Source organism: Agrobacterium sp. LY4 (assembly GCF_001526585.1).
Taxonomy (GTDB): Bacteria; Pseudomonadota; Alphaproteobacteria; order Rhizobiales; family Rhizobiaceae; genus Agrobacterium; species Agrobacterium leguminum.
In genome coordinates this window covers 526,424-550,822 of record NZ_ASYA01000001.1, presented here as the reverse complement: position 1 = coordinate 550,822, position 24,399 = coordinate 526,424, and the positions used below count along the sequence as shown (strand labels likewise).

At 60.5% G+C, this 24,399-nt stretch carries 19 protein-coding genes and 1 tRNA gene; 12 read left to right on the top strand and 8 right to left on the bottom strand.

Annotated features, from left to right (window positions below; translation table 11 throughout):
- Positions 1 to 63 precede the first annotated feature (63 nt).
- The 6 genes from L904_RS02740 (at position 64) to L904_RS02715 (ending at position 5,997) form a co-directional block, all read left to right on the top strand.
- Positions 64 to 837, top strand: a complete 774-nt coding sequence (locus tag L904_RS02740; protein ID WP_035263060.1) for a LamB/YcsF family protein — start codon at positions 64 to 66, stop codon at positions 835 to 837.
- Positions 838 to 852: 15 nt separating this feature from the next.
- Positions 853 to 1,707, top strand: coding sequence for a D-amino-acid transaminase (locus tag L904_RS02735; RefSeq protein ID WP_035263057.1), 855 nt, complete (start codon positions 853 to 855; stop codon positions 1,705 to 1,707).
- A gap of 331 nt (positions 1,708 to 2,038) precedes the next feature.
- Positions 2,039 to 3,019 (top strand): TRAP transporter substrate-binding protein, encoded by a 981-nt coding sequence (locus tag L904_RS02730; RefSeq protein WP_035263055.1) that lies wholly within the window; start codon positions 2,039 to 2,041, stop codon positions 3,017 to 3,019.
- Positions 3,020 to 3,100: 81 nt separating this feature from the next.
- Positions 3,101 to 3,634, top strand: a complete 534-nt coding sequence (locus L904_RS02725; protein WP_051671891.1) for a TRAP transporter small permease subunit — start codon at positions 3,101 to 3,103, stop codon at positions 3,632 to 3,634.
- 3 nt (positions 3,635 to 3,637) lie between these two features.
- Positions 3,638 to 4,939, top strand: coding sequence for a TRAP transporter large permease (locus L904_RS02720; RefSeq protein WP_035263052.1), 1,302 nt, complete (start codon positions 3,638 to 3,640; stop codon positions 4,937 to 4,939).
- 131 nt (positions 4,940 to 5,070) lie between these two features.
- Positions 5,071 to 5,997: a dihydrodipicolinate synthase family protein gene (locus tag L904_RS02715; protein ID WP_035263051.1), complete on the top strand. Its 927-nt coding sequence runs from the start codon at positions 5,071 to 5,073 to the stop codon at positions 5,995 to 5,997.
- A 175-nt stretch (positions 5,998 to 6,172) separates the two neighbouring features.
- Here L904_RS02715 and L904_RS02710 read toward each other — a convergent pair.
- Positions 6,173 to 6,249: transfer RNA gene (locus tag L904_RS02710), tRNA-His, on the bottom strand.
- Positions 6,250 to 6,565: 316 nt separating this feature from the next.
- On the opposite strand from L904_RS02710, the gene L904_RS02705 reads away from it, so the two are divergent.
- The gene (locus L904_RS02705) at positions 6,566 to 10,354 is read left to right on the top strand and encodes an ATP-binding protein (RefSeq protein ID WP_035263048.1); all 3,789 of its coding nucleotides are present in this window, start codon (positions 6,566 to 6,568) and stop codon (positions 10,352 to 10,354) included.
- A 78-nt stretch (positions 10,355 to 10,432) separates the two neighbouring features.
- Positions 10,433 to 12,097, top strand: a complete 1,665-nt coding sequence (locus L904_RS02700) for an iron ABC transporter permease (RefSeq protein ID WP_035263047.1) — start codon at positions 10,433 to 10,435, stop codon at positions 12,095 to 12,097.
- Between the two features lie 310 nt (positions 12,098 to 12,407).
- Here the strand turns inward: L904_RS02700 and L904_RS02695 are convergent, their stop codons facing one another.
- From L904_RS02695 to L904_RS02675, 5 genes are all read right to left on the bottom strand, one after another.
- Positions 12,408 to 13,220 (bottom strand): ABC transporter permease, encoded by an 813-nt coding sequence (locus tag L904_RS02695; RefSeq protein WP_004432617.1) that lies wholly within the window; start codon positions 13,218 to 13,220, stop codon positions 12,408 to 12,410.
- A gap of 4 nt (positions 13,221 to 13,224) precedes the next feature.
- Positions 13,225 to 14,133 carry an ABC transporter permease subunit gene (locus L904_RS02690; protein WP_004432616.1) on the bottom strand — a complete coding sequence of 303 codons (909 nt, stop codon included), beginning with the start codon at positions 14,131 to 14,133 and terminating at the stop codon, positions 13,225 to 13,227.
- A gap of 11 nt (positions 14,134 to 14,144) precedes the next feature.
- Positions 14,145 to 15,302, bottom strand: coding sequence for an ABC transporter ATP-binding protein (locus L904_RS02685; RefSeq protein WP_035263045.1), 1,158 nt, complete (start codon positions 15,300 to 15,302; stop codon positions 14,145 to 14,147).
- Positions 15,303 to 15,467: 165 nt separating this feature from the next.
- Complete coding sequence (locus tag L904_RS02680; protein ID WP_004432613.1) at positions 15,468 to 16,565, bottom strand: polyamine ABC transporter substrate-binding protein; 1,098 nt, start codon at positions 16,563 to 16,565, stop codon at positions 15,468 to 15,470.
- 152 nt (positions 16,566 to 16,717) lie between these two features.
- The gene (locus L904_RS02675) at positions 16,718 to 18,133 is read right to left on the bottom strand and encodes a short-chain fatty acyl-CoA regulator family protein (RefSeq protein WP_035263043.1); all 1,416 of its coding nucleotides are present in this window, start codon (positions 18,131 to 18,133) and stop codon (positions 16,718 to 16,720) included.
- A gap of 255 nt (positions 18,134 to 18,388) precedes the next feature.
- Between L904_RS02675 and aceA the strand changes: the two genes are divergently transcribed.
- Positions 18,389 to 19,678, top strand: coding sequence for an isocitrate lyase (gene aceA, locus L904_RS02670; protein ID WP_003503303.1), 1,290 nt, complete (start codon positions 18,389 to 18,391; stop codon positions 19,676 to 19,678).
- A gap of 84 nt (positions 19,679 to 19,762) precedes the next feature.
- Positions 19,763 to 20,020: a hypothetical protein gene (locus L904_RS02665; RefSeq protein ID WP_003493954.1), complete on the top strand. Its 258-nt coding sequence runs from the start codon at positions 19,763 to 19,765 to the stop codon at positions 20,018 to 20,020.
- Between the two features lie 13 nt (positions 20,021 to 20,033).
- Here L904_RS02665 and L904_RS02660 read toward each other — a convergent pair whose 3' ends face one another.
- A complete protein-coding gene (locus tag L904_RS02660; RefSeq protein WP_035263040.1) occupies positions 20,034 to 20,906 on the bottom strand; it encodes a LysR family transcriptional regulator in 873 nt (290 codons plus the stop codon).
- 85 nt (positions 20,907 to 20,991) lie between these two features.
- Here L904_RS02660 and L904_RS02655 point away from each other — a divergent pair, with 85 nt between their 5' ends.
- Positions 20,992 to 21,339 (top strand): hypothetical protein, encoded by a 348-nt coding sequence (locus tag L904_RS02655; RefSeq protein ID WP_059762444.1) that lies wholly within the window; start codon positions 20,992 to 20,994, stop codon positions 21,337 to 21,339.
- A 314-nt stretch (positions 21,340 to 21,653) separates the two neighbouring features.
- Here the strand turns inward: L904_RS02655 and L904_RS02650 are convergent, their stop codons facing one another.
- On the bottom strand, positions 21,654 to 22,838 hold the full coding sequence (locus L904_RS02650) for an NAD(P)/FAD-dependent oxidoreductase (RefSeq protein ID WP_035260674.1): 1,185 nt from the start codon (positions 22,836 to 22,838) through the stop codon (positions 21,654 to 21,656).
- A gap of 123 nt (positions 22,839 to 22,961) precedes the next feature.
- On the opposite strand from L904_RS02650, the gene L904_RS02645 reads away from it, so the two are divergent.
- Positions 22,962 to 24,398, top strand: a complete 1,437-nt coding sequence (locus L904_RS02645) for a glutamine synthetase family protein (protein WP_035260676.1) — start codon at positions 22,962 to 22,964, stop codon at positions 24,396 to 24,398.
- Position 24,399 lies beyond the last annotated feature (1 nt).

Sequence of the window (24,399 nt, the reverse complement as noted above, 5' to 3'; positions counted from 1 at the left end):
TGCCTGATATCACGCGTATAAACTGGACGGGACCGGGCAACATCTCGCCCGGAAAGAGGGGCTATGGCGACGATCGATCTGAACTGCGATATGGGAGAAAGCTTCGGGGCCTGGACCATGGGCGAAGACGAAGCGATGATGGAGCTGATTACCACGGCAAACATCGCCTGCGGTTTTCATGCCGGCGATCCGGTTGTCATGCGCGACACCATTCTCGCCGCCAAGGCAAGGGGCATCGCTGTTGGCGCCCACCCGTCTTTCATGGATATTTACGGCTTCGGCCGCCGCCGTATATCTGGCGAACGTCCCGAGGATGTGGAGGCCCAGTTGATCTACCAGATCGCCGCGATGCAGGGCATGGCGGCTGCGCTTTCCTGGCCCATCACCCATGTCAAAACCCATGGGGCGCTGGGCAACATGGCCGCCGTCGATCAAGATCTCGCGCAGGTCTGCATCCGGGCCATCAAGGCGGTGGATCCGTCACTGGTCTTTATTACGCTGCCCTATTCGGAAACCATGAAGGCCGCCGAAAAAGCGGGGCTGCGCGTTGCCTGCGAAGTCTATGCCGACCGCACCTATGACGATGCGGGAATGCTCACCTCCCGGCAGATGCAGGGTGCAGTGATCCACGATCCCAACCAGAGCGTGGATCAGGTTCTGTCCATGGTCTGCGACGGCGTAATTCCGACAACGGGCGGAAAAAAACTGCCGGTGGAAGCCGCCACCATCTGCGTTCACGGCGATACGCGCGGCGCCGTGGATATGGCGCGCGCCCTTCGTTCATCGCTCGCCCGAAACGGGCTGCAATTTGCTCCTTTCGCCACACCAAACACCTGATCCGGGGACGTTCCATTGACACGCATTGTATATCTGAACGGCGACTGGCTTGCCGAAGCCGACGCCAAGGTTTCCGTTTTCGACCGCGGCTTTCTGTTCGCGGACGCCATTTATGAAGTCACCGCCGTGATCGGCGGGAAGCTGATCGATTATGCCGGCCACAGCGCCCGTCTTCAGCGCTCGCTCGCCGAACTCGGCTTGACCTGCCCGCTCGAAGCGGAGGAACTTCTGGCCGTTCACCGTGAAATCGTCCGCCTCAACCACATGGACGAAGGCCTGATCTATCTGCAGATCTCCCGCGGTGTGGCGGATCGCGATTTCGCTTTTCCCGCCAATGCCACCCCGACGATAACCCTGTTCACCCAGGCAAAACCCGTGCTGGACAATCCGCGCACGGAAACCGGCATTGCCATCGCCACCATGCCGGACTGGCGCTGGGAGCGGCGCGACATCAAGACGGTACAGCTTCTCTACCCCTCGATGGCCAAGATGGAAGCGCTGAAACGCGGAGCGGACGATGCATGGCTGGTGGAGGATGGTTTCGTGACCGAAGGCAGCGCCGCCAATGCGCATATCGTCAAAAAGGACGGCACGCTGGTCACGCGCGAACTTTCCAACGCACTTCTGCACGGCATCACCCGCGGAAGCATTCTCGATCTTGCGCAGGGCGCCGGAATTGCCGTCGAACAGCGCGCCTTTACGGTGGATGAGGCAAAGGATGCAGCCGAAGCCTTCATCACATCGGCGACAAATTTTGCCATGCCGGTCGTCAAGATCGACGAAGCCATCATCGGTGACGGCAAGCCCGGCCCGGTCTCGAAGACATTGCGTGAGCTTTACATAAAGACCCGCCTCGCATCGGCGATCTGATTTTCAGCCCGCATTCAGCGAGCCGCCGCACCCCCGGCGGCTCCGCACGCCTGGCCCCTGGTCGGCACACAGCGGCAACTCCTTGCCTGCCGATCCGCCCCTTTTCGGTAATTTCCCTGAAATGCATTCCACTGACGCCAGCACCGCAAAGGCTGGCGGCAAGGGAATCCGCTCGAAATCGAACAAAGATTAATCACCTTATTGCGCCGCTCAAAAAACGCCCATATAGTCCCCTTCATTCGGAGTACGTGCTGTATACCGAAAATAACCGCGCCGTCCTGTCGCCAAGGGACAGGGCGAGCCGGACACAATAAGTGAGGGGATCACAACCATGAAAAACGCAATTTTCGCCGGGCTGGCTTTGACGATTGCCGGCTTTGCAACCTCCGCGACCGCCGAAACGGCCTGGGACATGTCGGTCGTGTGGCCGGAAGGTAATTTTCACACCAAGAACGCGGTAAAATTCGCTGAAACCGTAAAGACCGTCACGAATGGCGAGGTCGCCATCACCGTGCATTCCGGCGGGTCACTTGGCATCAAGGGCCCGGAAGGCATGACCGCCGTGCGCGACGGCATCGTTCCCATCGCCGATATTCTGATGAGCCAGCAGGTGGGTGAAGCGCCGGTACTGGGTGTCGAGACGCTGCCATATCTGGCCCCGACGATGCCTGACCTTGCGCTGCTGCACAAATTCTTCCGCCCCAAGATCGAGGAAGTCGCAACCTCGATGAACCAGAAGCTGCTTTACATGGTGCCGTGGCCGGGACAGGCCGTCTATGCGCCGAAACCGATCGAAAAAATTGAAGACGTCAACGGCCTCAAGATCCGTGTCGTTGATGCCAACGGCCATAATTTCTTCCACGCCCTTGGCGCTCTTCCCGTTCAGATGCCATGGGGCGAAGTCGTGCCGTCGCTGGCCGCCGGCACCATCAACGGTGTCACGACCTCCTCTTCGTCCGGTGTCGACGGCGCTTTCTGGGAGTTCATGAAAAACATGAGCACCTTCAACTGGCAGGCATCTTCCAACATCGTCACCGTCAATCTCGATGCCTGGAATGCCCTGTCGCCTGAAAATCAGGCGGCGATCGAACAGGCATCGAAGAAACTCGAAGGCGAATTCTGGCTGGTCAGCCGGGCCGAGGACGAAACCAAGCTCGCCACCCTGAAGGAAAAGGGCATTAACGTCACGTCGCCTTCTCCCGAACTCAAGGCCGCCCTCATCGAGCGCGCCAAGCCGTTGTGGGACGATTTTCTCAAGCGCGTGCCCGATGCCGCGCCCTATGTCGAAGCCTATCTGAAGGCGCGCAACTGACTTTCTCCCGTCGGAAATGAAAGGGCAGCCGGCAATCCCGGCCGGCTGTCCGCCTCCTTCTGCGCACTCCGGAGAAACATCATGAGAAATCCAGCCAATCCCGCATTCGCTGCCATCATAACGCCGATCGACCGGTTGACGGAGGCTGCAAACCTGCTCGCAGCCCTGTCTCTCCTCGGCATTTTCATTCTCATCGCCTGCGAAATCCTTCTCAGAAACCTTGCCGGCTACTCCCTGCCATTCGCCTGGGATGTCGCCGCTTACCTGATGGCCACGAGCTTCATGCTCGCCGGCGCCAGCGCGCTGAAATCCGGTTCGCATGTCCGCGTCACCGCAATAGGCGAGGCGCTTTCTTCAACCGGCGCAAGACGGCTGGACATGGTGGCATGCCTTGTCGGCCTTGTTATCTGCATTGCGCTTTCGGTCGCATTGACGGACATGGCCGTTCTGTCCGCGCTGCGCGGTTCGACCTCCTCGTCGGTCATCCGCATTCCGCTCGTCTATCCGCAGAGCGCACTCGCAATCGGCGCGATCATCCTGAATTTGCAGATGCTGGCTCAGTTTCTGCGGCTTCTTCGCGGCGAAACACTTTCAACCGGCCCGGGACTGGAATAAACCATGGGAAAGATCACCTTCAGCCTGCTCGGCCTGATGACGCTCATTCTGGGTACGGGGGTCTGGATCGGCCTTGGCCTCGTCGGCACGGGGGCGGCGCTGGCCGCACTCTATCGCCCCGCTTTGCCGCTTTTCAAACTGCTGGCCCAGCAAACCTGGAACACGCTGGTTTCGCCGGAAATGCTGGCCCTGCCGCTCTTCATCTTCATGGCGGAAATCCTGTTCCGAACGAAGATTTCAGAGGCGCTGTTCTCCGGCCTTGCCCCCTGGCTTCGGCATGTACCCGGCCGGCTTGCCCATATCACCGTTCTCGGCTGCACGCTCTTTGCCTCCGTCTGCGGCTCATCCGCGGCCACCACGGCAACGGTCGGGCGCATCACCGCAAAGGAACTTATTTCGCGTGGTTATAACCGCGACCTCATCACCGGCAGCCTTGCGGGGGCGGGAACGCTGGGCTTTCTCATCCCGCCATCGACGATCATGATCATCTATGGGGTCATGGCGGAGGAATCGATCCTGAAGCTGTTCATAGCGGGCATCCTGCCGGGCCTGCTGATGGCCGCATCCTATATGGGCTATATCGGCATCCGGGCGCTGATGAATCCGGCCCTTGTCGGAGAGGCCCTCGCGCCCACCACCTTCATCGAAAAGCTGGTGGCGTTGAAGGATCTGGGACCGCTGCTGCTGCTCATCATCGGCGTGGTCGGCTCGATGTATGGCGGGATCGCGTCACCGACGGAAGCAGCCGCAGTCGGCGTCGGCGGCGCAATCCTTGTCGGCGCTTTCCAGAAGACGCTGAACCTTTCGAACCTCATGCAGGCGGCGAAACAGGCGGCCGATTCCTGCGCCATGATCGGCCTCATCATGGTCGGCGCGATGTTCCTGTCGACCGTCATCGGTTATCTTGGCATGCCGCGCTATATCGCCGGCATCATCGAGGGCTGGGGCCTTTCGCCATTCATGCTCATCATCGTGCTCCTGATCTTCTACATCATCCTCGGCACGGTGATGGAAGGGCTGGGCTGCATCGTCATGACGCTGCCGATCACCCTGCCGCTGGTCATGGCGGCCGGTTACAGCAAGGTCTGGTTCGGCATATTCATCGTCATCGTGGTGGAGATGGCGCAGGTCTCGCCGCCCGTCGGCTTCAACCTCACCGTCATCCAGCGCCTGACCGGCGACAGCATGGCCCGCATTACCCGCGCGACCATGCCGTTCTTCTTCATCATGTGCGCCTTCGTCCTGCTCATCGCCGTCTTCCCGGAAATCGTTTCGATCGTTCCGGATATGCTGGCGAGTAACTGACGCAAACGGCTTGCCGGCCAACGCGCTCTCATGCGCAGGGCCGGCATACCCCAGACCCGGCTCCGCTGCGGTCAATTCCACGGGTTGGAACAGAACCCTTGCAACACAGGCGGCTCAAATAGGAACATGTCATGTCGCTCATAAATTCCAGTACCAAGGGTGTGTTCGTCATTGCCTGCACGCCGTTTGCCGAAGACGGTTCGCTCGATGGCGAAAGCATCGGCCGCATGGTCGACTTCTATTATGAAAAAGGCGCGGACGGGCTGACGATCCTCGGCATGATGGGGGAAGCACCCAAGCTCACCCAGGCGGAATCGATCGAAGTCACGAAGCTGACGCTGAAGCGTTCCGAAGGAAAACCCGTGGTGGTCGGCGTCTCCGCGCCCGGCCTTGCCGCCATCGGCGAACTGACCAAGGCAGCCATGGATCTGGGAGCTGCCGGCGTCATGGTCGCTCCGCCACCCGCGCTGCGGACCGATGAGCAGATCGTCGCCTATTACCGCAACGTCGTCGAGACTGTCGGCGCCGACGTGCCTGTGGTGCTGCAGGACTTCCCGCTCTCCACCGGCGTTCAGATAAGCGCAAAAACGCTCGGCGTCATCTTCGAGGCCCATCCGAGCATCGTCATGCTCAAGCATGAGGATTGGCCGGGCCTGCAAAAGATCACCGACCTGCGCGAAGCGGAGGCCAAAGGCCGTCGCCGCACCTCCATCCTGTGCGGCAATGCCGGTGTTTTCCTGACTGAGGAAATGCAGCGCGGCGCCGATGGCGCCATGACCGGTTTCGCCTATCCGGAAATGATGGTGGATGTCGTCCGTCTCAGCAATGAGGGCAGATACGAAACCGCGCAGGACTTGTTCGATGCCTATCTACCGCTGATGCGCTATGAACAACAGCCCGGTCTCGGCCTTGCCGTGCGAAAACATGTTCTGGCAAAACGCGGCGCCATCGCCAGCGCGACCCAGCGCCGCCCAGGCGCACCGCTGAGCGCGCTCGCCGTGAAGGAAGTCGAGACGCTGATCGAACGCCAGATGCGCCGATTGGACCTGTTGCGTTGACGGAGATGAATTCACTGCCGTTGTGACGGACCCGATCAGCGAGGCAATGCGGGAACGGCATTTCTGCTCGCTTCGCGACGAGCCCAACAAAGCTCATGGACAACATATATATATAGGGGAAACTCCCCTCTCCCGGTAAGTCACTGTGACAAATAGACTTATCGGGAGAGGGGAATGGTACGGTTGAGTGGGGTCGAACCACCGACCTCAGGTGCCACAAACCTGCGCTCTAACCAACTGAGCTACAACCGCACATGAAACGCCGAAGCGGCGTCACGGGGGGTGACATAAAAGGTGTTTTCCCCATTTGCAAGTGCCTCTTCGAATTTTGCGAAAAAAGGCTGAGAAAGGCAAGTGCTTTTCAATGGGCCGGGCTGACATAAAGAGGCCGCAGCGGCCTGTTGATGTTAACTCTATTTGGCGATTCATCCGGCGGATGGTGGACCGGACCGCGCTGTGAAGTTATTTAAAATTCTGTTAACGTGATGCCTCGGCGGGTTTACGTTTAGAGCTTCATGAGGAAGCCGAAAAGCCCGCAAGGTCCGGTAGTGCCAGAATAGGTTTCGACATGCCCGCCGTCCAGTATCCCTTTATCGATATCGCAGTGCATGAACGGGTGCGTGAAGGTTTCGGGCGCGGCGCGGCCATGGCGTTGTTCTCGCTCGACCTTAAAAACGCCCTTTGGGCCAATGGCCGGGGCGCGGCGCTGTTCGGCACGCCGATGGTCTATGATTTTCTGGAACAGGGCCCGAAACCGCAGGACGTGACCTTCCGGCAATTGGCGGCCACGGCGGCGCGGCTTTCCAAAGCGGGCGACAGCCTGCCGTTTACCATTCGCATCACGTCGGGTTTCCGCAGCCTTGCCGTTACCGCGCGCGCGGAAATCATCGAGGCCGAACCCAGCCAGCCCGCCATCCTGTTTTCCGCCCTCACCGACCAAGTCGCACCCGACACGGCGGAATGCGCCCGGCGCATGATCGAAGGTTTCGACGACCCCGATATCCATATGGCGGTTCTGAACGGCGAGAACGAGATCGTCGCCGCCTCGCCCGGCTTTTCGTCGCTGGGCATCACGCCGCATACCGCACGGACACTGGTGAAAATGGCAGCCGGACAGTCCGGCCATCTCGTCAAGCGGCCGGTGCCGACCGGCAAGGGTTACCTGCCCGCCGCCACCGGCCAGATCGCGGCATCGCCCGAACTGAACCTGATGTTCGTGGTCGAAACCGCGCTGGGCACACTCGATCCCGTCAACGGTTTCGCAGAAGACAGGCCGCAGGAAACGCCAGCCGCCGCCGAGCCCGCCCTGCCGGTTGCGGAGGTCGCGCCTGTTGCCGCTGCAACCTCCTTCGATTCCGTGCTCGATGCCGTCGCTGGCATCGAGGATGTGGAAGAGGTGCAGGAACTGCCGGGCGATCCCGAAGAGGAAGAGGCAGCGCAGCAGGATGAGAACAGCCTTCTGTCGTCGCCGGAAAACGGAGCGGAGACCCCGGCGGCGCTTTCCGCCCAGGACGCCGACGCGGCTGCGCATGTGGCGATGACCGACGACATCGCCGATCTTTTCGAACTCGATGAGGATGAAGCAGAGGCTCCCTTAAGCGAGCGGGCAATCGCCGATGCCCCTGCCGAAGAAGCCCGGGCCGAAGAAAACGCAGTCGCGGACGATGGAATCGTCGAAACCGCGCCGTCAGAAGCTGCTCCTGCGGCGGATGAGGAGATAACGGCGGAGGCGGAGACCGAGGAAACGGACATCGGCGCTGGCGCAGAAGCGCAGCCTTTTGTTTTCAATGCCGGTGCGCGCGCTTCCCGTTTCGTCTGGAAAATCGATGCGGAAGGGCGCTTCAGCTCGATCTCGCATGAATTTGCAGAGGCTGTGGGCGCCAAGGCGGCTGCCGTGGAAGGCATGGGCTTTGCCGATGTCGCGGCCCTGTTCAATCTCGATCCCGACGGCAAGATCCGCGAGCTTCTCGGCCGTCGCGACACATGGTCGGGCAAGACGATCTATTGGCCGGTGGAAGGCACATCGCTGATGGTGCCGATTGATCTTGCCGCCCTGCCCACCTATACGCGCTCACGCGAATTCGACGGTTTCCGCGGTTTCGGCATCGTGCGGCTTGCCGATGCCGCCGAAGACCCGCATGCCACCGGCCTGACCTTCCTCAACGGCGAAGAGGCCGATCCGGCGGAAGCCCTGCCGCAGCCCACTATTGAGGATGAAAGCCACGAATTGCTGGCCTTTATCGATGAAGATGACGACGCGGCGCAAGACGCCGGTTCCATCGCTGAGGACGAGGTCCCGGCAACGGAGGCCGATGCGGCGGATGATGCATCGGACGTGGTTTCGACCGAAGAACAGCACCATGATTATACCCCGCCGGAATTCGAAGCGCCGGTTGCGGCGCCCGCGCTGGAGCCGGCCTATTCCGACAAGGTCGTCCATCTGGAGGAGCGCCGCTCGCGCTCCCGCGAGGGGCTGACCGCAGGCGAGCAGGCCGCCTTCCGCGAAATCGGCCGGGCCCTGGCGCCGGCGGATGCTGCTTCCGAAGAAGACCGGGCAACGGATGCGGAGGCCATTTCCGCTGAGCCGACCATGCAGGATATTCAGCAGGATATCGATGCGGATGCTTCGGAAAGCGCGCCCTCCGATACGGAAAATGACGACAGGAAAACCGAATCGGCGGAGGAAGACGATCTTTTCGCCGACTATGTTCGTGGCGAGCGGCCTGCGGCCATTCGCGCACCCGTAGATGAAAGCGGTTCCGACGAAAAGCAGGAGCCTGCGGCCGACGAGCGGCCAGCTGCCGATATTGCCGCCGCCATGGTCAGCCCGTCCGTTCGCCCCGCGAATGCCTTGACGGCCGAGACACTGGACCAGATGCCCGTGGCGCTTCTGGTGCATGCCGGCGACAGGCTGATCCACGCCAACCCGGATTTCCTGCGATTGACGGGCTATGGCTCTCTCGCCGAACTCGAAGAGGTGGGCGGTCTGGAAGCGCTGCTGCAGCGGCAGGAGCTGGAGGACATGCCGGACAACGAAGGCGGCATGGTGGTCGTCAGCTCTGACAACGACATCATTCCCGTCAAGGCGCGGCTGCAATCCATCCGCTGGGAAGAAACCAAGGCGCTGATGCTGTCGCTGGTGCCGTTTGAGGAAAAGCAGGCGCCGGTTGCGGCCGCCAACGAAAATATTGCTGCCAGCGATACCGAAAATGCGGAGGCAGGCAGCCTCTCCCTGTTGCAGGGCGAGGTGGAAGAGCTTCATTCCATTCTGGAAACGGCCACCGACGGGGTGGTGCTTCTGGGAGACGAAGGCGAAATCCGCTCGCTCAACCGTTCCGCCAGCGCGCTGTTCAACTATGACAATGGTGAAATTGCCGGCAAGCCTTTTGTTACGCTCTTTGCCCATGAGAGCCAGCGCGCCGTGCTGGATTATCTCTCCGGCCTTGCCAATAACGGTGTCGCCAGCGTGCTGAATGACGGCCGCGAAGTGATCGGCCGCGAAGCATCCGGCGGCTTCCTGCCGCTGTTCATGACCATCGGCCGGCTAAAATCCTCGCATGGCTATTGCGCCGTGATCCGCGACATCACCCAGTGGAAGCGCACGGAAGAAGAACTGCGCAACGCCAAGCGGGCGGCGGAAACCGCCAATGCCCACAAGACCGATTTCCTGGCGCGCGTCAGCCATGAAATCCGCACGCCGCTCAATGCCATCATCGGCTTTGCCGACATGATGGCGACCGAACGTTTCGGGCCGATCGGCCATCCGCGTTATGTGGAATATGCCAATGATATCGGCCGTTCCGGCCGGCATGTGCTCGACATCGTCAACGATCTGCTCGATATTTCCAAGATCGAGGCCGGGCAGATGGATGTGGATTTCGTCGCCGTGCCGCTCAATGAAACGGTGGCCGAGGCGGTCTCGCTGGTGCAGCCGCAGGCCAACAACCAGCGCGTCATCATCCGCACCGCACTTGCGCAATCCGTGCCGCAGATCGTCGCCGATCTGCGCTCGATCAAGCAGATCGTGCTGAACATCCTGTCGAACGCCATCCGCTTCACGCCGTCCGGCGGCCAGATCGTGGTATCCACCGCCTACGAGGCCAATGGCAGCGTATCGCTGCGCATTCGCGACACCGGCATCGGCATGACACGGGCGGAACTGGAACAGGCCATGAAGCCGTTCCGGCAGGTGGCCTCCTCCGGCAAGCGCGTGCGCGGCGACGGCACCGGGCTCGGCCTGCCGCTGACCAAGGCCATGGTGGACGCCAACCGGGCGAATTTCTCCATCACCTCCACGCCGAATGAAGGCACGCTGGTGGAAATCACCTTTCCGTCGCAGCGGGTTCTTGCCAACTGAGGCCATGCGGGCGTAGCAATGCGGAAGCCGCCGGCACAATGGTCGCCGGTTGAGGCCTTTGCACGACAGTAGACTGGCATGTCCATGACGGTTTCCCTTCCGGCATCAAGACGCTTCTCGGTGTTGCCCATCACGGCGGTCATCGTCGCGGCCATTGCCGCCATGCCCATTCTGGCAATTTTCTGGCTGGCGCTGACCGGCAGTACGGAAGGATGGCAGCATCTGCTCGCCAATGTCCTGCCGCGCGCCGGGTTTCGCACCTTCCTGCTCTTGGGGATGACGGCCGCGACGACGGCTTTCTTCGGCATCGTCTGCGCCTGGCTTGTCACCACATTCGAATTTCCGCTGCGGCGGTTATTGTCCGCGGCGCTTGTCCTGCCGCTCGCCATCCCCTCCTATCTCGCCGCCTATGCGTTCGGCGAGTTTCTCGACTTTACCGGCCCGGTGCAGAGCGCGTTGCGCGCCGCTTTCGGTTATCACAGCATCCGCGATTACTGGTTTCCGGACATACGCTCGCTCGGCGGTGCGGTGATCGTTCTGAGTTCGGTCCTCTATCCTTACGTTTATCTCTCGGCCCGCGCCGCCTTTTCCATGCAGGGGCGGTTTGCGGCCGAAGCGGCCCGCACGCTTGGCGCAAAACCGCTGAACGTGTTCTTCTCCGTGCAATTGCCGATGGCCCGGCCGGCCATCGCCATCGGGCTTTCTCTGGTCCTGATGGAGACGCTGAACGATATCGGCGCGGTCGAGTATCTCGGTGTCCAGACGCTGACCTTCACCATTTACGAAACCTGGCTCAATCGCGGCAATCTCGCCAATGCGACGCAGATCGCCGCCGTCATCCTCGTCATCGTCGGTGCGCTGATCGTCATCGAACGCAATGCGCGGGAAAAACAGCGCTTCGGCGCGCCGAAAGCGACAAGCATGGCGCAGCGCCACCGGCTGAAAGCGCTCAACGGCTGGCGGCGCTGGGGTGCGAGCCTTTTCTGTTTCGTTCCCGTGGCGAGCGGCTTTTTCATTCCCGTCATCGTGCTGGGCGGTTACGCCGCCAGGAGGCTCGATGCGCTGTTTGCGCCGAAGCTTCTGAAAGCGCTCGGACACAGTCTCGAAGTCTCGCTTTCCGCCGCCTTCGTGACGCTGGTTGCTGCTTTCGTGTTTTCCTATGCCATCCGCACCGAGCGCTCACGCACCTCGAAGGTGGCCGCCCGCTTCGGCTCCATGGGATATGGCGTGCCGGGAACCGTGCTCGCCATCGGGGTGCTCATTCCGCTAGCCAGTCTCGACAATGGCGTCGATGGCTTCATCCGCGCACATTTCGGCTTTTCCACCGGGCTGCTGCTCTCCGGCACCGCCTTCGCCATCATCTATGCCCACGCCGTGCGCTTCATGACCATGGCGGAAGGCACGCTCGATGCCGGTTTCCAGAAGCTTTCGCCGCATATCGACATGGCCTCGCGGACGCTTGGACGCAACCGGGCGCAGACGCTGTTCAAGGTGCTGTTGCCCAACATGCGGCCAGCGGCGCTGACGGCTTTTCTGCTCGTCCTGATCGAATCCATGAAGGAATTGCCGGCCACGATCCTGCTCCGGCCTTTCGGTTTCAACACGCTGGCCACGCTGGTTTATGAGGATGCGTCGCGTTCAAGGGTGCAGGATGCGGCCGTGCCGGCGATCATCATCATCATTGCCGGGCTTATTCCCGTGCTGCTCGTCTCCAAATCGATGGATCATCCGGAAAACCGCTGAGTGGCACGGGCCTTTGCGGCAAAAAGAAAGGCGGCCTTGCGGCCGCCTGGATGAGTTGTGCTTTTCAACGAGAGAAAGGGGGACAATCTCGCCAGATGGAAATTATCAGTCCCGGCTATCAAAAATTTGACGGCCCTGCGTTGGGTTTACTTTCCGCCAACTCCTATTAACAAGCGGTTAAAACCAAAATCGATCAATTACCGACGAAAATTCCTATTCTGAGACCGTAAAGCGCCGAAACTAAATTAACAGTTTCTACTTTTCTCGCGATTTCAACAGTAACGCGTAAAAATCGACGCAGGATATTCGATCAGTTCCGCGCCGCCGCGTGTTCGTCCCGCATCCGCTGCAATTCGGTGCGTTTGGAAGCGATGGAGGCGACAATCACGCCGATGGTGACAAGCCCGATCAGGATCGTGCAGATGGCGTTGATTTCCGGCGTCACACCGAGGCGAACCTGCGAATAAATCTTGATCGGCAACGTGGTTGCGCCGGGGCCGGTGGCGAAGCTGGCGATCACCAGATCGTCCAGCGACAGGGTGAAGGCCAGCATCCAGCCGGCAATGACGGCGGGGAAGATGAGCGGCAGGGTGATGCGAAAGAAGGTCTTGACCGGCGGGCAGCCGAGATCGAGCGCAGCTTCCTCGAGACTGCGGTCGAAGGTCAGGAGCCGCGACTGCACGACGATCGCCACGTAACACATGGTGAAAGTCGTATGGGCGATAACCACCGTCCAGAAACCGCGATCCACACCGACGGCCACGAAGAGCAGCAGCAGCGACAGGCCGGTAATCACTTCCGGCATGACGAGCGGCGCATAGATCATGCCGGAAAACAGCACCCGGCCCGGAAACCGCGCGAACCGCGTCAGCGACAGCGCCGCCAGCGTTCCGAGAATGGTGCCGATGGTAGCGCTGAGGATACCGACGCGCAACGTCACCCATGCCGCATCCATCAGCCCCTGGTTCGACCACATGGAGCGGTACCATTGCAGCGAGAAACCGCCCCAGACGGTGACGAGCTTCGAGGCATTGAAGGAATAAACGATCAGGATGATGATCGGGATATAAAGAAAGGCAAAACCGAGGGTGAGGACGGTGATGTCGAATTTTCCGCGCTTCATGGTCTCACCCCACCTTCTTCTGCTGGTTCTGGAAGATGGCGATGGGCACCACCAGCAACAGTAGCAGCAGCACGGCGACGGCGGAGGCCAAGGGCCAGTCGCGGTTGCCGAAGAATTCCGTCCACAGCGTCTTGCCGATCATCAGCGTCTGGGCGCCGCCGAGCAGATCGGGGATGACGAATTCGCCTGTTATCGGAATGAAGCAGATCATCGAGCCGGCCACGACGCCCGGCAGCGACAGCGGGAAGGTGATCTTCCAGAAGGCTTTCCATGGCGGGCAACCGAGATCGGCCGCCGCTTCCAGCAGCGTATTGTCGAGCTTTTCCAGCGCCGAATAGAGCGGCAGCACCATGAAGGGCAGATAGGAATAAACGATGCCGATGAAGATCGCCGTCTCGGTGCGGAAAATATTGACCTGCTGGTCGGGTCCGAGAAAACCGAGCCATTGGAACAGCACCGTCAACAGGCCTTCCGGCTTCAGAATGCCGATCCAGGCGTAAACGCGGATCAGGAACGAGGTCCAGAACGGCAGGATCACCAGCATCACCAGCGTCGGGCGAATGGAAGACGGCGCGCGCGCCATGGCAAGCGCCATGGGATAACCGATCAAAAGAAGCAGGAAGGTGGAGATGAAGGCGATGCGCAGCGATGACAGATAGGCGTCGATGTAGAGCGGGTCTTCCGTCAGGAAGAGGTAATTTTCGAAATCCAGTTCGGAGAAGAACGCGCCGAGCTTCGAAAACCCTTCGAAAACCGGCGTATAGGGCGGCATGGAGATCGCCGTATCCGACAGCGAGATTTTGAAGATGATGAAAAACGGTGCTGCGAAGAATAGCAGCAGCCAGAAATAGGGAACCGCGACGACCAGCCAGCGCCAGGGGCTTTGCCGGTTTTCGGGAGTGGTGATCGCCATGAAAGCCTCCCTCAGCGTGTCAGGACAAGACCTGAATCCGGTTTCCAGTTCAGCCACACCATATCGCCGAAGGTGATCGGGCGATCGACGAGACGCGAAACATTCGCCTGCGCGGCGCGAATGACGCGGCCATCGGCAAGCTTGACGATGAAGACGGAGAAGTCGCCGAGATAGCCGATATCCCAGACCTCGCCATAAGCGGAATTGATGCTGCTATCGCCGGGCTGGTCGAGCGAGATGCGGACCTTTTCCGGGCGGATGGCGAAAGCCACCTGGCTGCCGGTCGCAGCGGCGCATTCCTGCTCCACCGCCACCTTCAGCCCTTCGCAATCCAGCGTCACCAGACCGGGCTTGCCGATATCGGAAGCATTGGCGACGACATTGGCGTCGAAAATATTGATATCGCCGATGAAATCCGCCACGTAGCGGCTGTTCGGCGCTTCATAGATCTCGGCCGGCGTCGCCACCTGCACGACATTGCCCTTGTCCATGACAGCGATGCGGTCCGAGACCGTCATCGCTTCTTCCTGGTCGTGGGTGACGATGAGGAAGGTGAGACCGAGATTGGTCTGGATGTCCATCAGTTCGAATTGCGTTTCCTCGCGCAGCTTCTTGTCGAGCGCGCCGAGCGGTTCATCCAGCAGAAGCACCTTGGGCCGCTTGGCAAGCGAGCGGGCAAGCGCCACGCGCTGCCGCTGGCCGCCTGAAAGCTGGCTTGGCTTGCGCCTTGCGAATTCCGTGAGCTTGACGAGCCGCAGCATTTCTTCGACGCGGGCGGCGATATCCGCCTTGGGCAGACCGTCCTGCTCCAGACCGAAAGCGACGTTCTTTTCCACCGACATATGCGGGAAAAGCGCGTAGGACTGGAACATCATGTTGGTGGGCCGCTTATAGGGCGGCACGCCGGAAATATCCTTGCCCTGCAGCAGGATGCGGCCCTCGGTCGGTTCTTCGAAACCGGCCAGCATGCGCATCAGCGTTGTCTTGCCGCAGCCGGAGGGGCCGAGCAGCGAGAAGAACTCGCGTTCATAGATATCGAGCGTCAGATTGTTGACGGCGACGAAATCGCCAAAACGTTTGGTGACGTTTTCAAAGCGGATGAAGGGCACCGCATCGGGATTGTCCCAAGGGCTAAATTTGCGTTTGACCGGCCCCAGAGTTTTCGCCATTCACCCTACCCTCAAATCCCGTTGGTCTTGTAGATTTGAGCATCGGATTTTCCGACTTTCGGTCCGATGCTTTGAGGCGGGCGACGCCGGCAGGTAACGGAACCTGCCGGCAAAGGATCAGAGAAACAGGCCCGCCGGCCGTTCCTCAACCAGCGGGCGGAAGTGTCAGCTGCCGGTCTTTATCTGCGTCCAGACGCGGTTCAGGACGCGCTGTTCCTTCGGTCCGTAAGGCGAGATGGTGAAGAGCTTCTTCAGCGTCTCGGCATCGGGATAGACCGCCGGGTTCTTGGCGACGGACTCATCCATCAGCGCCTGCGAGGCGAGGTTGCCATTCGCATACTGAACATAGTTGGAGGCCTTGGCGATGACTTCCGGCCGCATCAGATAATTGATGAAGGCGTGGGCTTCCTCGACATTCTTGGCATCCGCCGGGATGGCAAGGTTGTCGAACCACATATAGGTGCCTTCCTTCGGAATGACGTAGTTCACTTCGACGCCGTTCTTGGCTTCCTCGGCGCGGCTTTTCGCCTGCAGGATATCGCCCGACCAGCCGATGGTGATGCAGCTGTCGCCATTCGCCAGTTCATCGATATAGGCGGAGGAGTTGAAGGTCTTCACATAGGGGCGGATCTTCATGTAGACGTCGCCGCCCGCCTCGAGATCGGCGGTTTCCTTGCTATCCGGATTCTTGCCGAGATAGTTCATGGCGATGGCGAAGGTCTCGTCCGACGCATCGAGAATATTGATGCCGCAGGATTTCAGCTTTTCGGCATTTTCCGGCTTGAAGAGAATATCCCAGCTGTCGACCGGAACATCGCCGAGAGCGGCCTTCACCTTGGCGACATTATAGCCGATGCCGGTGGTGCCCCACATGTAGTTCACGGCATATTCGTTGCCGGGATCGTATTTGGCCAGACGCTCGGAAACCTCGGGCCACATGTTCTTCAGATTCGGCAACTTGGACTTGTCGAGTTTCTGGAACACGCCGGCATTGATCTGGCGGGCGAGGAAGGGCCCGGTCGGCACCACGACATCATAACCGGAGCTGCCGGCCAGAAGCTTGGTTTCCACGAGTTCGTTGCTGTCGAAAACGTCATAGACGACCTTGATGCCGGTTTCCTTGGTGAAATCGGCAAGGATCGATTCGTCGATATAATCCGACCAGTTATAGACGTGGACGACCTTCTCCTGGGCCATTGCCGAGCCTGCTGCAACGAGCGCGGTGGTGAGAGCCAAGGTCAGGCGGAGAGAACGGTTTTTCATGATGTCTCCTGTTAACGCATCCTCACGATGGGAGCGTGATCCCCTTTTTTGGGAGAGACTAGAAAGGAAAACAAAAGGGAGCAAGCGGGAAATGTGCAGCACAGCATTTTCAACCAAATGTGTTCCGGCCACAAAAAAGCGACTGGAAACACCTACTGGAAGTCGAAAACACTGAGACCGGTGACCATTTCATCGAGCCCGAGCGGCCGCGTCAGCGGCGCTTCCGCCCGCGACAGACAGCCCTGCCTTTCGCACAGCCGGCACGAAGGGCCGACGGCGACGGGCGCGGCACCCGAAGCGGCGGGGCCATAGACGGTGTCTCCGGCCTGGGCGAGATCGCAGCCGAGAAGCACGGCCGTTCGCCGCACCCTTTCGCCGAAACCCGCCTGCGGACCTTCCAGCGTGCGCGACACTGTAAGAAACGCGTCGCCATCCGGCATCTCCACCGCTTCCACCAGCACCTGTCCCGGCTGGGCAAAAGCGGCATGGATGTTGAGACGCGGACAGAGGCCGCCAAAACGCGCCCTTGGAAAACCGCTGGCCCCTGCAAGGCGGAAACGGTTGCCGGCATTGTCGATCTCCATCAGGAAAAACGGGATCGCCGCGGCTGACGGCCGTTGCAGGCTGACGAGGCGGTTGGCCGCCTGTTCGAAAGAGACGTTGAAGCGCGACCGCAAAACCTCGAGATCGTATTTCGCCCGCTGGGCGGCGCTGAGGAATGCGCCATAGGGCATCATCAACGCATGGGCGGCATAACGCGCCAGTTCGAAGCGGGCGATGCGCCTCGCCTCCTCCCCTTCCAGACCGAGCCCTTCGAGCTCCGTGCCGATTTCTTCGCGAAGCGCCAGAAGACAGGTCTCCATCGCCATTTCCCGCAATTGGTCCGGCTGCGACAGGCGTTCGGATAAAAACAGCCGCATCGAATGGCGGTCATAACGCCGCCTGAGATTCGGCATGGCATGAACCGGCAGGGTGCGGACCACGATACCGTGGTTTTTCTGAAGCCATGCCCTCAGCCCGGAGGCGAGATCGTCGCCCGCCGACAGGTGTTTGTGGAGTTCTTCCGCCGCCGCATCGATGGCATGGAAATAGGCCGGCCGGTTTTCAAAGACATGTCGCACCTCGTCGATCGGCAGGCGGGTGGAGGAGAGCGCCGTCTCATGCCCTTCCCGCGCCAGAAGATCGGAGAGGTCTGAAAGGCGCTGCGCCTGTTCCCTATAGGCGCGATAAAGCTTGAGGACACCGCTTGCCGCATTGGGCGCGGCATCGGCAACCTCGATCAGCTCCTGCGGCGACGGCACCTCACCCGCCAGCAACGGATCGGCGAAGACCTCGCGCAGCTGCCCGGCGGAACCGGCGCTTTCGCCCTGCAGGTCGTCCAGATCGACCTTGTAGACGGAGGCAAGCTTCAAAAGCAGCTGCACCGTCAGCGGCCGCTGGTTGCGCTCGATGAGATTGAGGTAGGACGGCGAAATCGCCAACGCCTCGGCCATGGCCGTCTGCGTCAACCCAAGACCGTTGCGAATGCGGCGCACGCGCGGGCCTGCAAAAATCTTGTTTTCCGACACCGCCTCACCTCCCCGTGCCTGCGACTCATACAAATCTATTACAAATTCGCGGGATGCAGGAATTTTACAAAATTTACAATTTTACATCTCCACCCTGTCATGCACACTACAGGATAACCTCTTTCAAGTCACTGTTTTTATGTTTGTTCTGGCACTCAAATCTCGAAAAATGTAAATGTAGTCACATCAAACGGCGCCACATGATGTTGAAGAGGGCCCGTTACGGAAACCGCATTTATCATGGGAGAGAGAAGTATGACGGATTTTTACAAACTTGTTCCGGGCGCACCGCAGGGACGTTTCGATGGCATCGAGCGCACCTACACCGCCGCCGACGTGGAGCGGTTGCGCGGCTCCGTCGAAATCCGCCATTCGCTGGCCGAGATGGGCGCGAACCGGCTGTGGAAGCTGATCAACGAGGAAAACTTCGTCAACGCGCTTGGCGCGCTTTCCGGTAACCAGGCCATGCAGATGGTTCGCGCCGGGCTGAAGGCGATCTATCTTTCCGGCTGGCAGGTTGCGGCGGATGCCAATACGGCGTCGGCCATGTATCCGGACCAGTCGCTTTATCCGGCCAATGCCGCACCGGAGCTTGCCAAGCGCATCAACCGCACTTTGCAGCGCGCCGACCAGATCGAGACGGCGGAAGGCAAGGGCCTTTCGGTCGACACCTGGTTCGCGCCGATCGTTGCCGATGCGGAGGCCGGTTTCGGCGGGCCGCTCAACGCCTTCGAAATCATGAAGGCCTTTATCGAGGCTGGTGCTGCGGGTGTTCATTATGAAGACCAGCTGGCATCGGAAAAGAAATGCGGCCATCTCGGCGGCAAGGTTCTGATCCCGACAGCGGCGCATATCCGCAATCTGACGGCGGCGCGGCTTGCGGCCGATGTCATGGGTGTACCGACGCTGGTTATCGCCCGCACGGATGCGGAGGCCGCGAAGCTCCTGACCTCCGACATCGACGAGCGCGACCGTCCCTTCGTGGATTACGATGCCGGCCGCACCGTCGAGGGCTTCTATCAGGTCAAGAACGGTCTTGAGCCCTGCATTGCCCGCGCGGTGGCCTATGCGCCCTATTGCGACCTGATCTGGTGCGAGACTTCCAAGCCGGATCTCGAGCAGGCGCGCAGGTTTGCGGAAGGCGTGCACAAGGTGCATCCGGGCAAGAAGCTCGCCTACAATTGCTCGCCGTCGTTCAACTGGAAAAAGAACCTCGACGACGCGACGATTGCCAAGTTCCAGCGCGAGCTGGGCGCGATGGGCTACAAGTTCCAGTTCATCACGCTGGCCGGTTTCCACCAGCTGAATTTCGGCATGTTCGAACTGGCGCGCGGTTACAAGGACCGGCAGATGGCGGCCTATTCCGAGCTTCAGGAAGCGGAATTCGCAGCCGAGGCCAATGGTTACACCGCCACCAAGCACCAGCGCGAAGTCGGCACCGGCTATTTCGACGCCGTGTCTCTGGCAATCTCTGGCGGCACGTCGTCAACGACAGCCATGAAGGAATCCACCGAGCACGACCAGTTCCGCCCGGCGGCCGAATAAAATCGAAAAACTGCCCTTCCCGGTGACGGGAAGGGCTTGCAAACCGGATCAAGAACCCCAACCAATAATGAGAGGAGAAATGCCATGAATGCCCATAACCCCATCAAGACCCACGTCAAGGAACGCGCCGAGGAACAATCCTCCGCCATGACGCAGGATCAGCAGGCCGCCATCCGCATGCTGGCCAACGATCTGCACCGCCTCAACCAGGCCGTCATGAAAGCTGTCGAGGCCGGCGTTTCCGTCGAGCTGGTCCGCTCGGCCCGCCACCATGGCGGCGGCGGCAACTGGGGGGATCTGCTTATCCCCGTCATCGTCGCGCAGGGAAGTGCCGCCGCCTGAAACGGCCTCCTTTCTATGCCGGGCGGCTCTTGCGTCCGGCATAAAGATCGGAGTGGCTCTTGATCAGACGGGTCATCCGATCCGCCACCGTCCTGATATCACGGCGGTGGCGATCGTCATTGTTCATGACGATCCATTGATTGTGGCGAAGGCTCTCCAGCTCTTCGCCTTCCCGAGCGAGCCGCGCATCCGCATCGCCCACGAAACAGGGAAGAACCGCGACCCCCGCCCCGGCCAGCACCAGATCGAGAAGCGCCGTCGGCCGGTTCACCGTTACCACGATCTCGTTGTTACGATTTTCATGCGGCCAGCGCAGATAGGTTGAAATGGCGTTTTCCTCCGCCACCGCCAGCCAGCGGTCGGCGACGGAAACGGCGGCGTTGCGCAGCCTGTAGGGCGCATAGGCCACTTCCCCCGTTCGGATGGCCGCAAGGTTCTTTTCCTGCGGCTCGAAAGCGCGGATGCCGATATCGTTTTCGCGATGGGCCAGAGACGCCCTCTGTTCGGCGATGAAAAGGTCGATGCGGAAATCGTCGCGATCGGTGCATATGGCGGAGAAATTTCCGGTCAGCAGCCAGGCGTTCCAGGTGCCGACGGCGATGCGCACGACAGACGAGGCCGACGACGCCTTCTGCCATCCCTCGATATCCCTTGCCGCATTCTCCATCGCCTGAAGCCGGTCGAACAGCGTACGGCCATCCGCCGTCAGGGCGTATCCCGTCTGGCTGCGCTGGAACAGCGCCTTGCCGATACGCTCCTCCAGCTCGACCATGCGCCGCCCCACCGTCGCGGGGCTCAAGCCCGTCAGCGCCGCAGCACCCGTCAGGCCGCCGCTGCGTGACACATCGAGGAAAAGCTGATAGGAATCCCAGGTGACGTTTTTCATAGGTGAAAAACGTAGCGCATTTTCTTGTGCAGATAAATCAAAAAACGGCGTGCATCATGGCCCTCCGCATTAGAAGGAGAGCGACATGCACGCGATTTTTGCAGCCCGCATTATCATCGAAAACCAGCAGCCGCGCACACGGCACGAAGCCATTCTGCAGGAAGAGAAATTTTATGCCGATATGGCCGAGGCATCGCGGCCGTGGCGGCTTTTCAGCGCGCTTGTGAGCCGAATGAAGGCAAAGAGCCGCGGATCAGTGAAAGAGGGCGATCAGGGCTGCCAGAGCACCGGCGGCGATGAGGCTCAGGCGAAAGGCCAGTTGTCGGCTCTCGCTTTCGACGTGGGCGATGGCAATGGCGCGAGGGCGGCGATGTGCAGATCTGTTCATGCGCGGGTTCCTGACGAAAAACTCAACCGACCCATGCCCTGTTAAGGCCTCCAGCACGACTTCATGTGCAGCGGGATCATTGAGCGATCCGGCTTTGCTGGCATTTGGTCAGGATGACTCCACGCCCATTAACAGATTATTAAAAGAGCGAGGAAGGGCCACAACTTTACCAACTGAAATTGAGTTGGCGAACAGGTCACATCCGCACTCCGTCACCCCGGACTGGTTCCGGGGTCCAGCGCGATCAAGTCCTTGATCGCGAAAGACTCTTCACGGCGCAGACGCGCCGTGGCTGGATGCCGGATCAAGTCCGGCATGACGAAGGAGAGAGGTCCGAACTTTTCCACGGCCAGAGACGATCACGCGAATTCGCCGGCCGCCTGCCCGGACGCCCAGGCCCACTGGAAATTATAACCGCCGAGCCAGCCGGTCACATCAACACATTCGCCGATGAAATAGAGGCCGGGCACGGACTTCGCCGCCATGCTGCGGGAATCGAGGCCGGTCGTGTCCACGCCGCCGAGCGTGACTTCCGCCGTGCGATAACCTTCCGAACCGGCGGGCTTGATCTGCCAGTCCTGCACCTCGCCCGCCAGTTTCGCCAGCATCTTGTCGGACATATCCGCCAGATGGCCGCTGAGACCGGATTGTTCGACGACGTGCTGGGCAAGCCGTTTCGGCAGGATTTCCGACAGAGCCGTCTGGGGCGACTGGCGGCCGTTCTTCTGTTTCGCCTGCTTTAGCAGCGCAGCTATATCGCGATGCGGCTCAAGCTTCAGACGGACCACATCACCCTCGCGCCAGTAGGATGAGATTTGCAGGATGGAAGGACCGCTCAAACCGCGATGGGTGAAGAGCAGCGCTTCTTCAAACGAGGTTTTACCGTGATCGACCTCCGCCGGAACCGCGACACCGGCAAGCGGGCTCAGCTTTTCCAGCGAGGCGGGATCGAGTGTCAGCGGCACGAGGCCCGGACGAGTCTCGATGAGCTTGAGGCCGAATTGTTCGGCGATCTGGTAGGCAAAACCGGTCGCGCCCATTTTCGGGATCGACTTGCCGCCCGTCGCAACGACAAGGCTCTCGGCCTCGATGACGCCGCCGGATGTCGTGACGCGAAAACGGGCGCCATCATGGGTGACGGCCGAAACTGACGTTTCGAGCCGCAGCTTCGCATTCACCGCCTGCATTTCGCCAAGCAGCATGCGAATGATGTCCTTGGCGCTGTCATCGCAAAAGAGTTGGCCGAGCGTCTTTTCATGCCAGCCGATGCGGTGTTTTTCGACAAGGGCAATGAAATCGCGCGGTGTGTAACGGGCGAGCGCGGATTTGGCGAAATGCGGATTGGCAGAGAGATAATTCTTCGGCCCGGCATGGATATTGGTGAAGTTGCAGCGGCCGCCGCCGGAGATGCGGATCTTTTCGCCCGGCGCCTTCGCATGGTCGAGAATGACGACGGAGCGGCCGCGCTGGCCGGCGCGGATGGCGCACATCATGCCGGCGGCGCCCGCCCCCAAAATCAGCACGTCACATTTCTCTGTCATCATTCCATCCGATCCGTTTCCTTTCCTCTTTTCGAAGTGCCGCCGCTTGTCAATGGCGCTTTCCCCCTCGCCAATTGCCAAACTACGGTTATGATGGCGCCAGTCGAAACACAGACCCGGTGATACATGCCCGCCAAGAAAACCATGCTCCGCCCGAAGAAACAGGCAACCATGGCAAAGACACCTCCCCTCGACCTTTCCTCCCCCCGTGGCGTTTCCTCCTGGCGCGAAGCCGCGCAATGGCTGCGGGCGCGCGGGATCGAAGACATAGAATGCATCACGCCCGACCTTGCCGGCGTTCCGCGCGGCAAGATGATGCCGACGGCGAAATTCACGGGCGATACCTCGCTTGCCCTGCCATCCGCGCTCTACCGCCATACGATCTCCGGCGAATATCCTGATGAGACCGCGAATTTCCGTTACGAGCCGCGCGACAGCGACCTGAAGCTGGTGCCCGATCTTTCCACCCTTTCCGTCGTGCCCTGGGAAACGGATCCGACCGCGCAGGTGATCTGCGACGTGGTGGATGCCGAGGGCAATTTCGTGCCCTACACACCGCGCAACGTGCTGAAGAATGTGCTTTCGCTCTATACCGAAAAGGGCTGGAAGCCGGTTGTCGCGCCGGAAATCGAATTCTACCTCGTCGCCATGAATGACGATCCGGATTATCCGTTGCATCCGCCGAAGGGCCGCTCCGGCCGCTCCATCGTCGGCGGGCAGAGCTATTCCATCGCCGGCATCAACGAATTCGACGAACTGATCGACGACATCTATCATTTCTCCGAAAAACAGGGCCTCGAGATCGATACGCTGATCCACGAGGAAGGCCCGGCGCAGCTTGAGATCAACCTGCGCCATGGCGACCCGATCGAGCTTGCCGACCAGGTGTTCCTGTTCAAGCGCACCATCCGTGAGGCGGCGCTGAAGCACGGCATCTACGCCACCTTCATGGCCAAGCCCATGCAGGGCCAGCCGGGTTCGGCCATGCACATCCACCAGTCGGTGGTGGAGATCGACAGCGGCCGCAATATCTTCTCCAATGCCGATGGCAGCCCTTCGAAAGAATTCTTCTCCTTCGTGGGCGGCATGCAGCGTTATGTACCGAACGCGCTCGTCATGCTGGCACCCTATGTGAATTCCTATCGCCGCCTGACGCCCGACATGGCCTGCCCGGTCAACAATGCCTGGGGTTACGACAACCGCACGACCGCCTTCCGAGTGCCGATTTCCGGCCCGCAGGCGCGGCGCGTCGAAAACCGCCTGCCGAGTTCGGACGCCAATCCCTATCTCGCGCTTGCCGCCTCGCTCGGCTGCGGCTGGCTTGGCATCGTCAACAATATCGAGCCGACCGAACCCACCGCCGATACGGCCAATGAAGGCTCCATCGAATTGCCGCGCGGTCTTCTGGAAGCCGTGGCGCTGCTGGAAGGCGAAGAGCAGTTCGACCGGGTGTTCGGCCATGAATTCGTGGGCCTCTATGCCGGTCTGAAACGCGGGGAGTTCGAGACCTTCATGCAGGTCATCAGCCCCTGGGAGCGGGAATTCCTGCTTCTCAACGTGTGAG

What these genes read in the sequence shown, in the direction of transcription:
- L904_RS02725 (WP_051671891.1), top strand. Translation starts at nt 3,101, where the DNA reads ATGAGAAATCCAGCCAATCCCGCATTCGCTGCCATCATAACGCCGATC.
- L904_RS02700 (WP_035263047.1), top strand. Translation starts at nt 10,433, where the DNA reads ATGTCCATGACGGTTTCCCTTCCGGCATCAAGACGCTTCTCGGTGTTG.
- L904_RS02690 (WP_004432616.1), bottom strand. Translation starts at nt 14,133, where the DNA reads ATGGCGATCACCACTCCCGAAAACCGGCAAAGCCCCTGGCGCTGGCTG.
- L904_RS02695 (WP_004432617.1), bottom strand. Translation starts at nt 13,220, where the DNA reads ATGAAGCGCGGAAAATTCGACATCACCGTCCTCACCCTCGGTTTTGCC.
- L904_RS02705 (WP_035263048.1), top strand. Translation starts at nt 6,566, where the DNA reads ATGCCCGCCGTCCAGTATCCCTTTATCGATATCGCAGTGCATGAACGG.
- aceA (WP_003503303.1), top strand. Translation starts at nt 18,389, where the DNA reads ATGACGGATTTTTACAAACTTGTTCCGGGCGCACCGCAGGGACGTTTC.
- L904_RS02720 (WP_035263052.1), top strand. Translation starts at nt 3,638, where the DNA reads ATGGGAAAGATCACCTTCAGCCTGCTCGGCCTGATGACGCTCATTCTG.
- L904_RS02645 (WP_035260676.1), top strand. Translation starts at nt 22,962, where the DNA reads ATGCCCGCCAAGAAAACCATGCTCCGCCCGAAGAAACAGGCAACCATG.
- L904_RS02730 (WP_035263055.1), top strand. Translation starts at nt 2,039, where the DNA reads ATGAAAAACGCAATTTTCGCCGGGCTGGCTTTGACGATTGCCGGCTTT.
- L904_RS02740 (WP_035263060.1), top strand. Translation starts at nt 64, where the DNA reads ATGGCGACGATCGATCTGAACTGCGATATGGGAGAAAGCTTCGGGGCC.
- L904_RS02715 (WP_035263051.1), top strand. Translation starts at nt 5,071, where the DNA reads ATGTCGCTCATAAATTCCAGTACCAAGGGTGTGTTCGTCATTGCCTGC.
- L904_RS02680 (WP_004432613.1), bottom strand. Translation starts at nt 16,565, where the DNA reads ATGAAAAACCGTTCTCTCCGCCTGACCTTGGCTCTCACCACCGCGCTC.
- L904_RS02665 (WP_003493954.1), top strand. Translation starts at nt 19,763, where the DNA reads ATGAATGCCCATAACCCCATCAAGACCCACGTCAAGGAACGCGCCGAG.
- L904_RS02685 (WP_035263045.1), bottom strand. Translation starts at nt 15,302, where the DNA reads ATGGCGAAAACTCTGGGGCCGGTCAAACGCAAATTTAGCCCTTGGGAC.
- L904_RS02655 (WP_059762444.1), top strand. Translation starts at nt 20,992, where the DNA reads ATGCACGCGATTTTTGCAGCCCGCATTATCATCGAAAACCAGCAGCCG.
- L904_RS02650 (WP_035260674.1), bottom strand. Translation starts at nt 22,838, where the DNA reads ATGATGACAGAGAAATGTGACGTGCTGATTTTGGGGGCGGGCGCCGCC.
- L904_RS02660 (WP_035263040.1), bottom strand. Translation starts at nt 20,906, where the DNA reads ATGAAAAACGTCACCTGGGATTCCTATCAGCTTTTCCTCGATGTGTCA.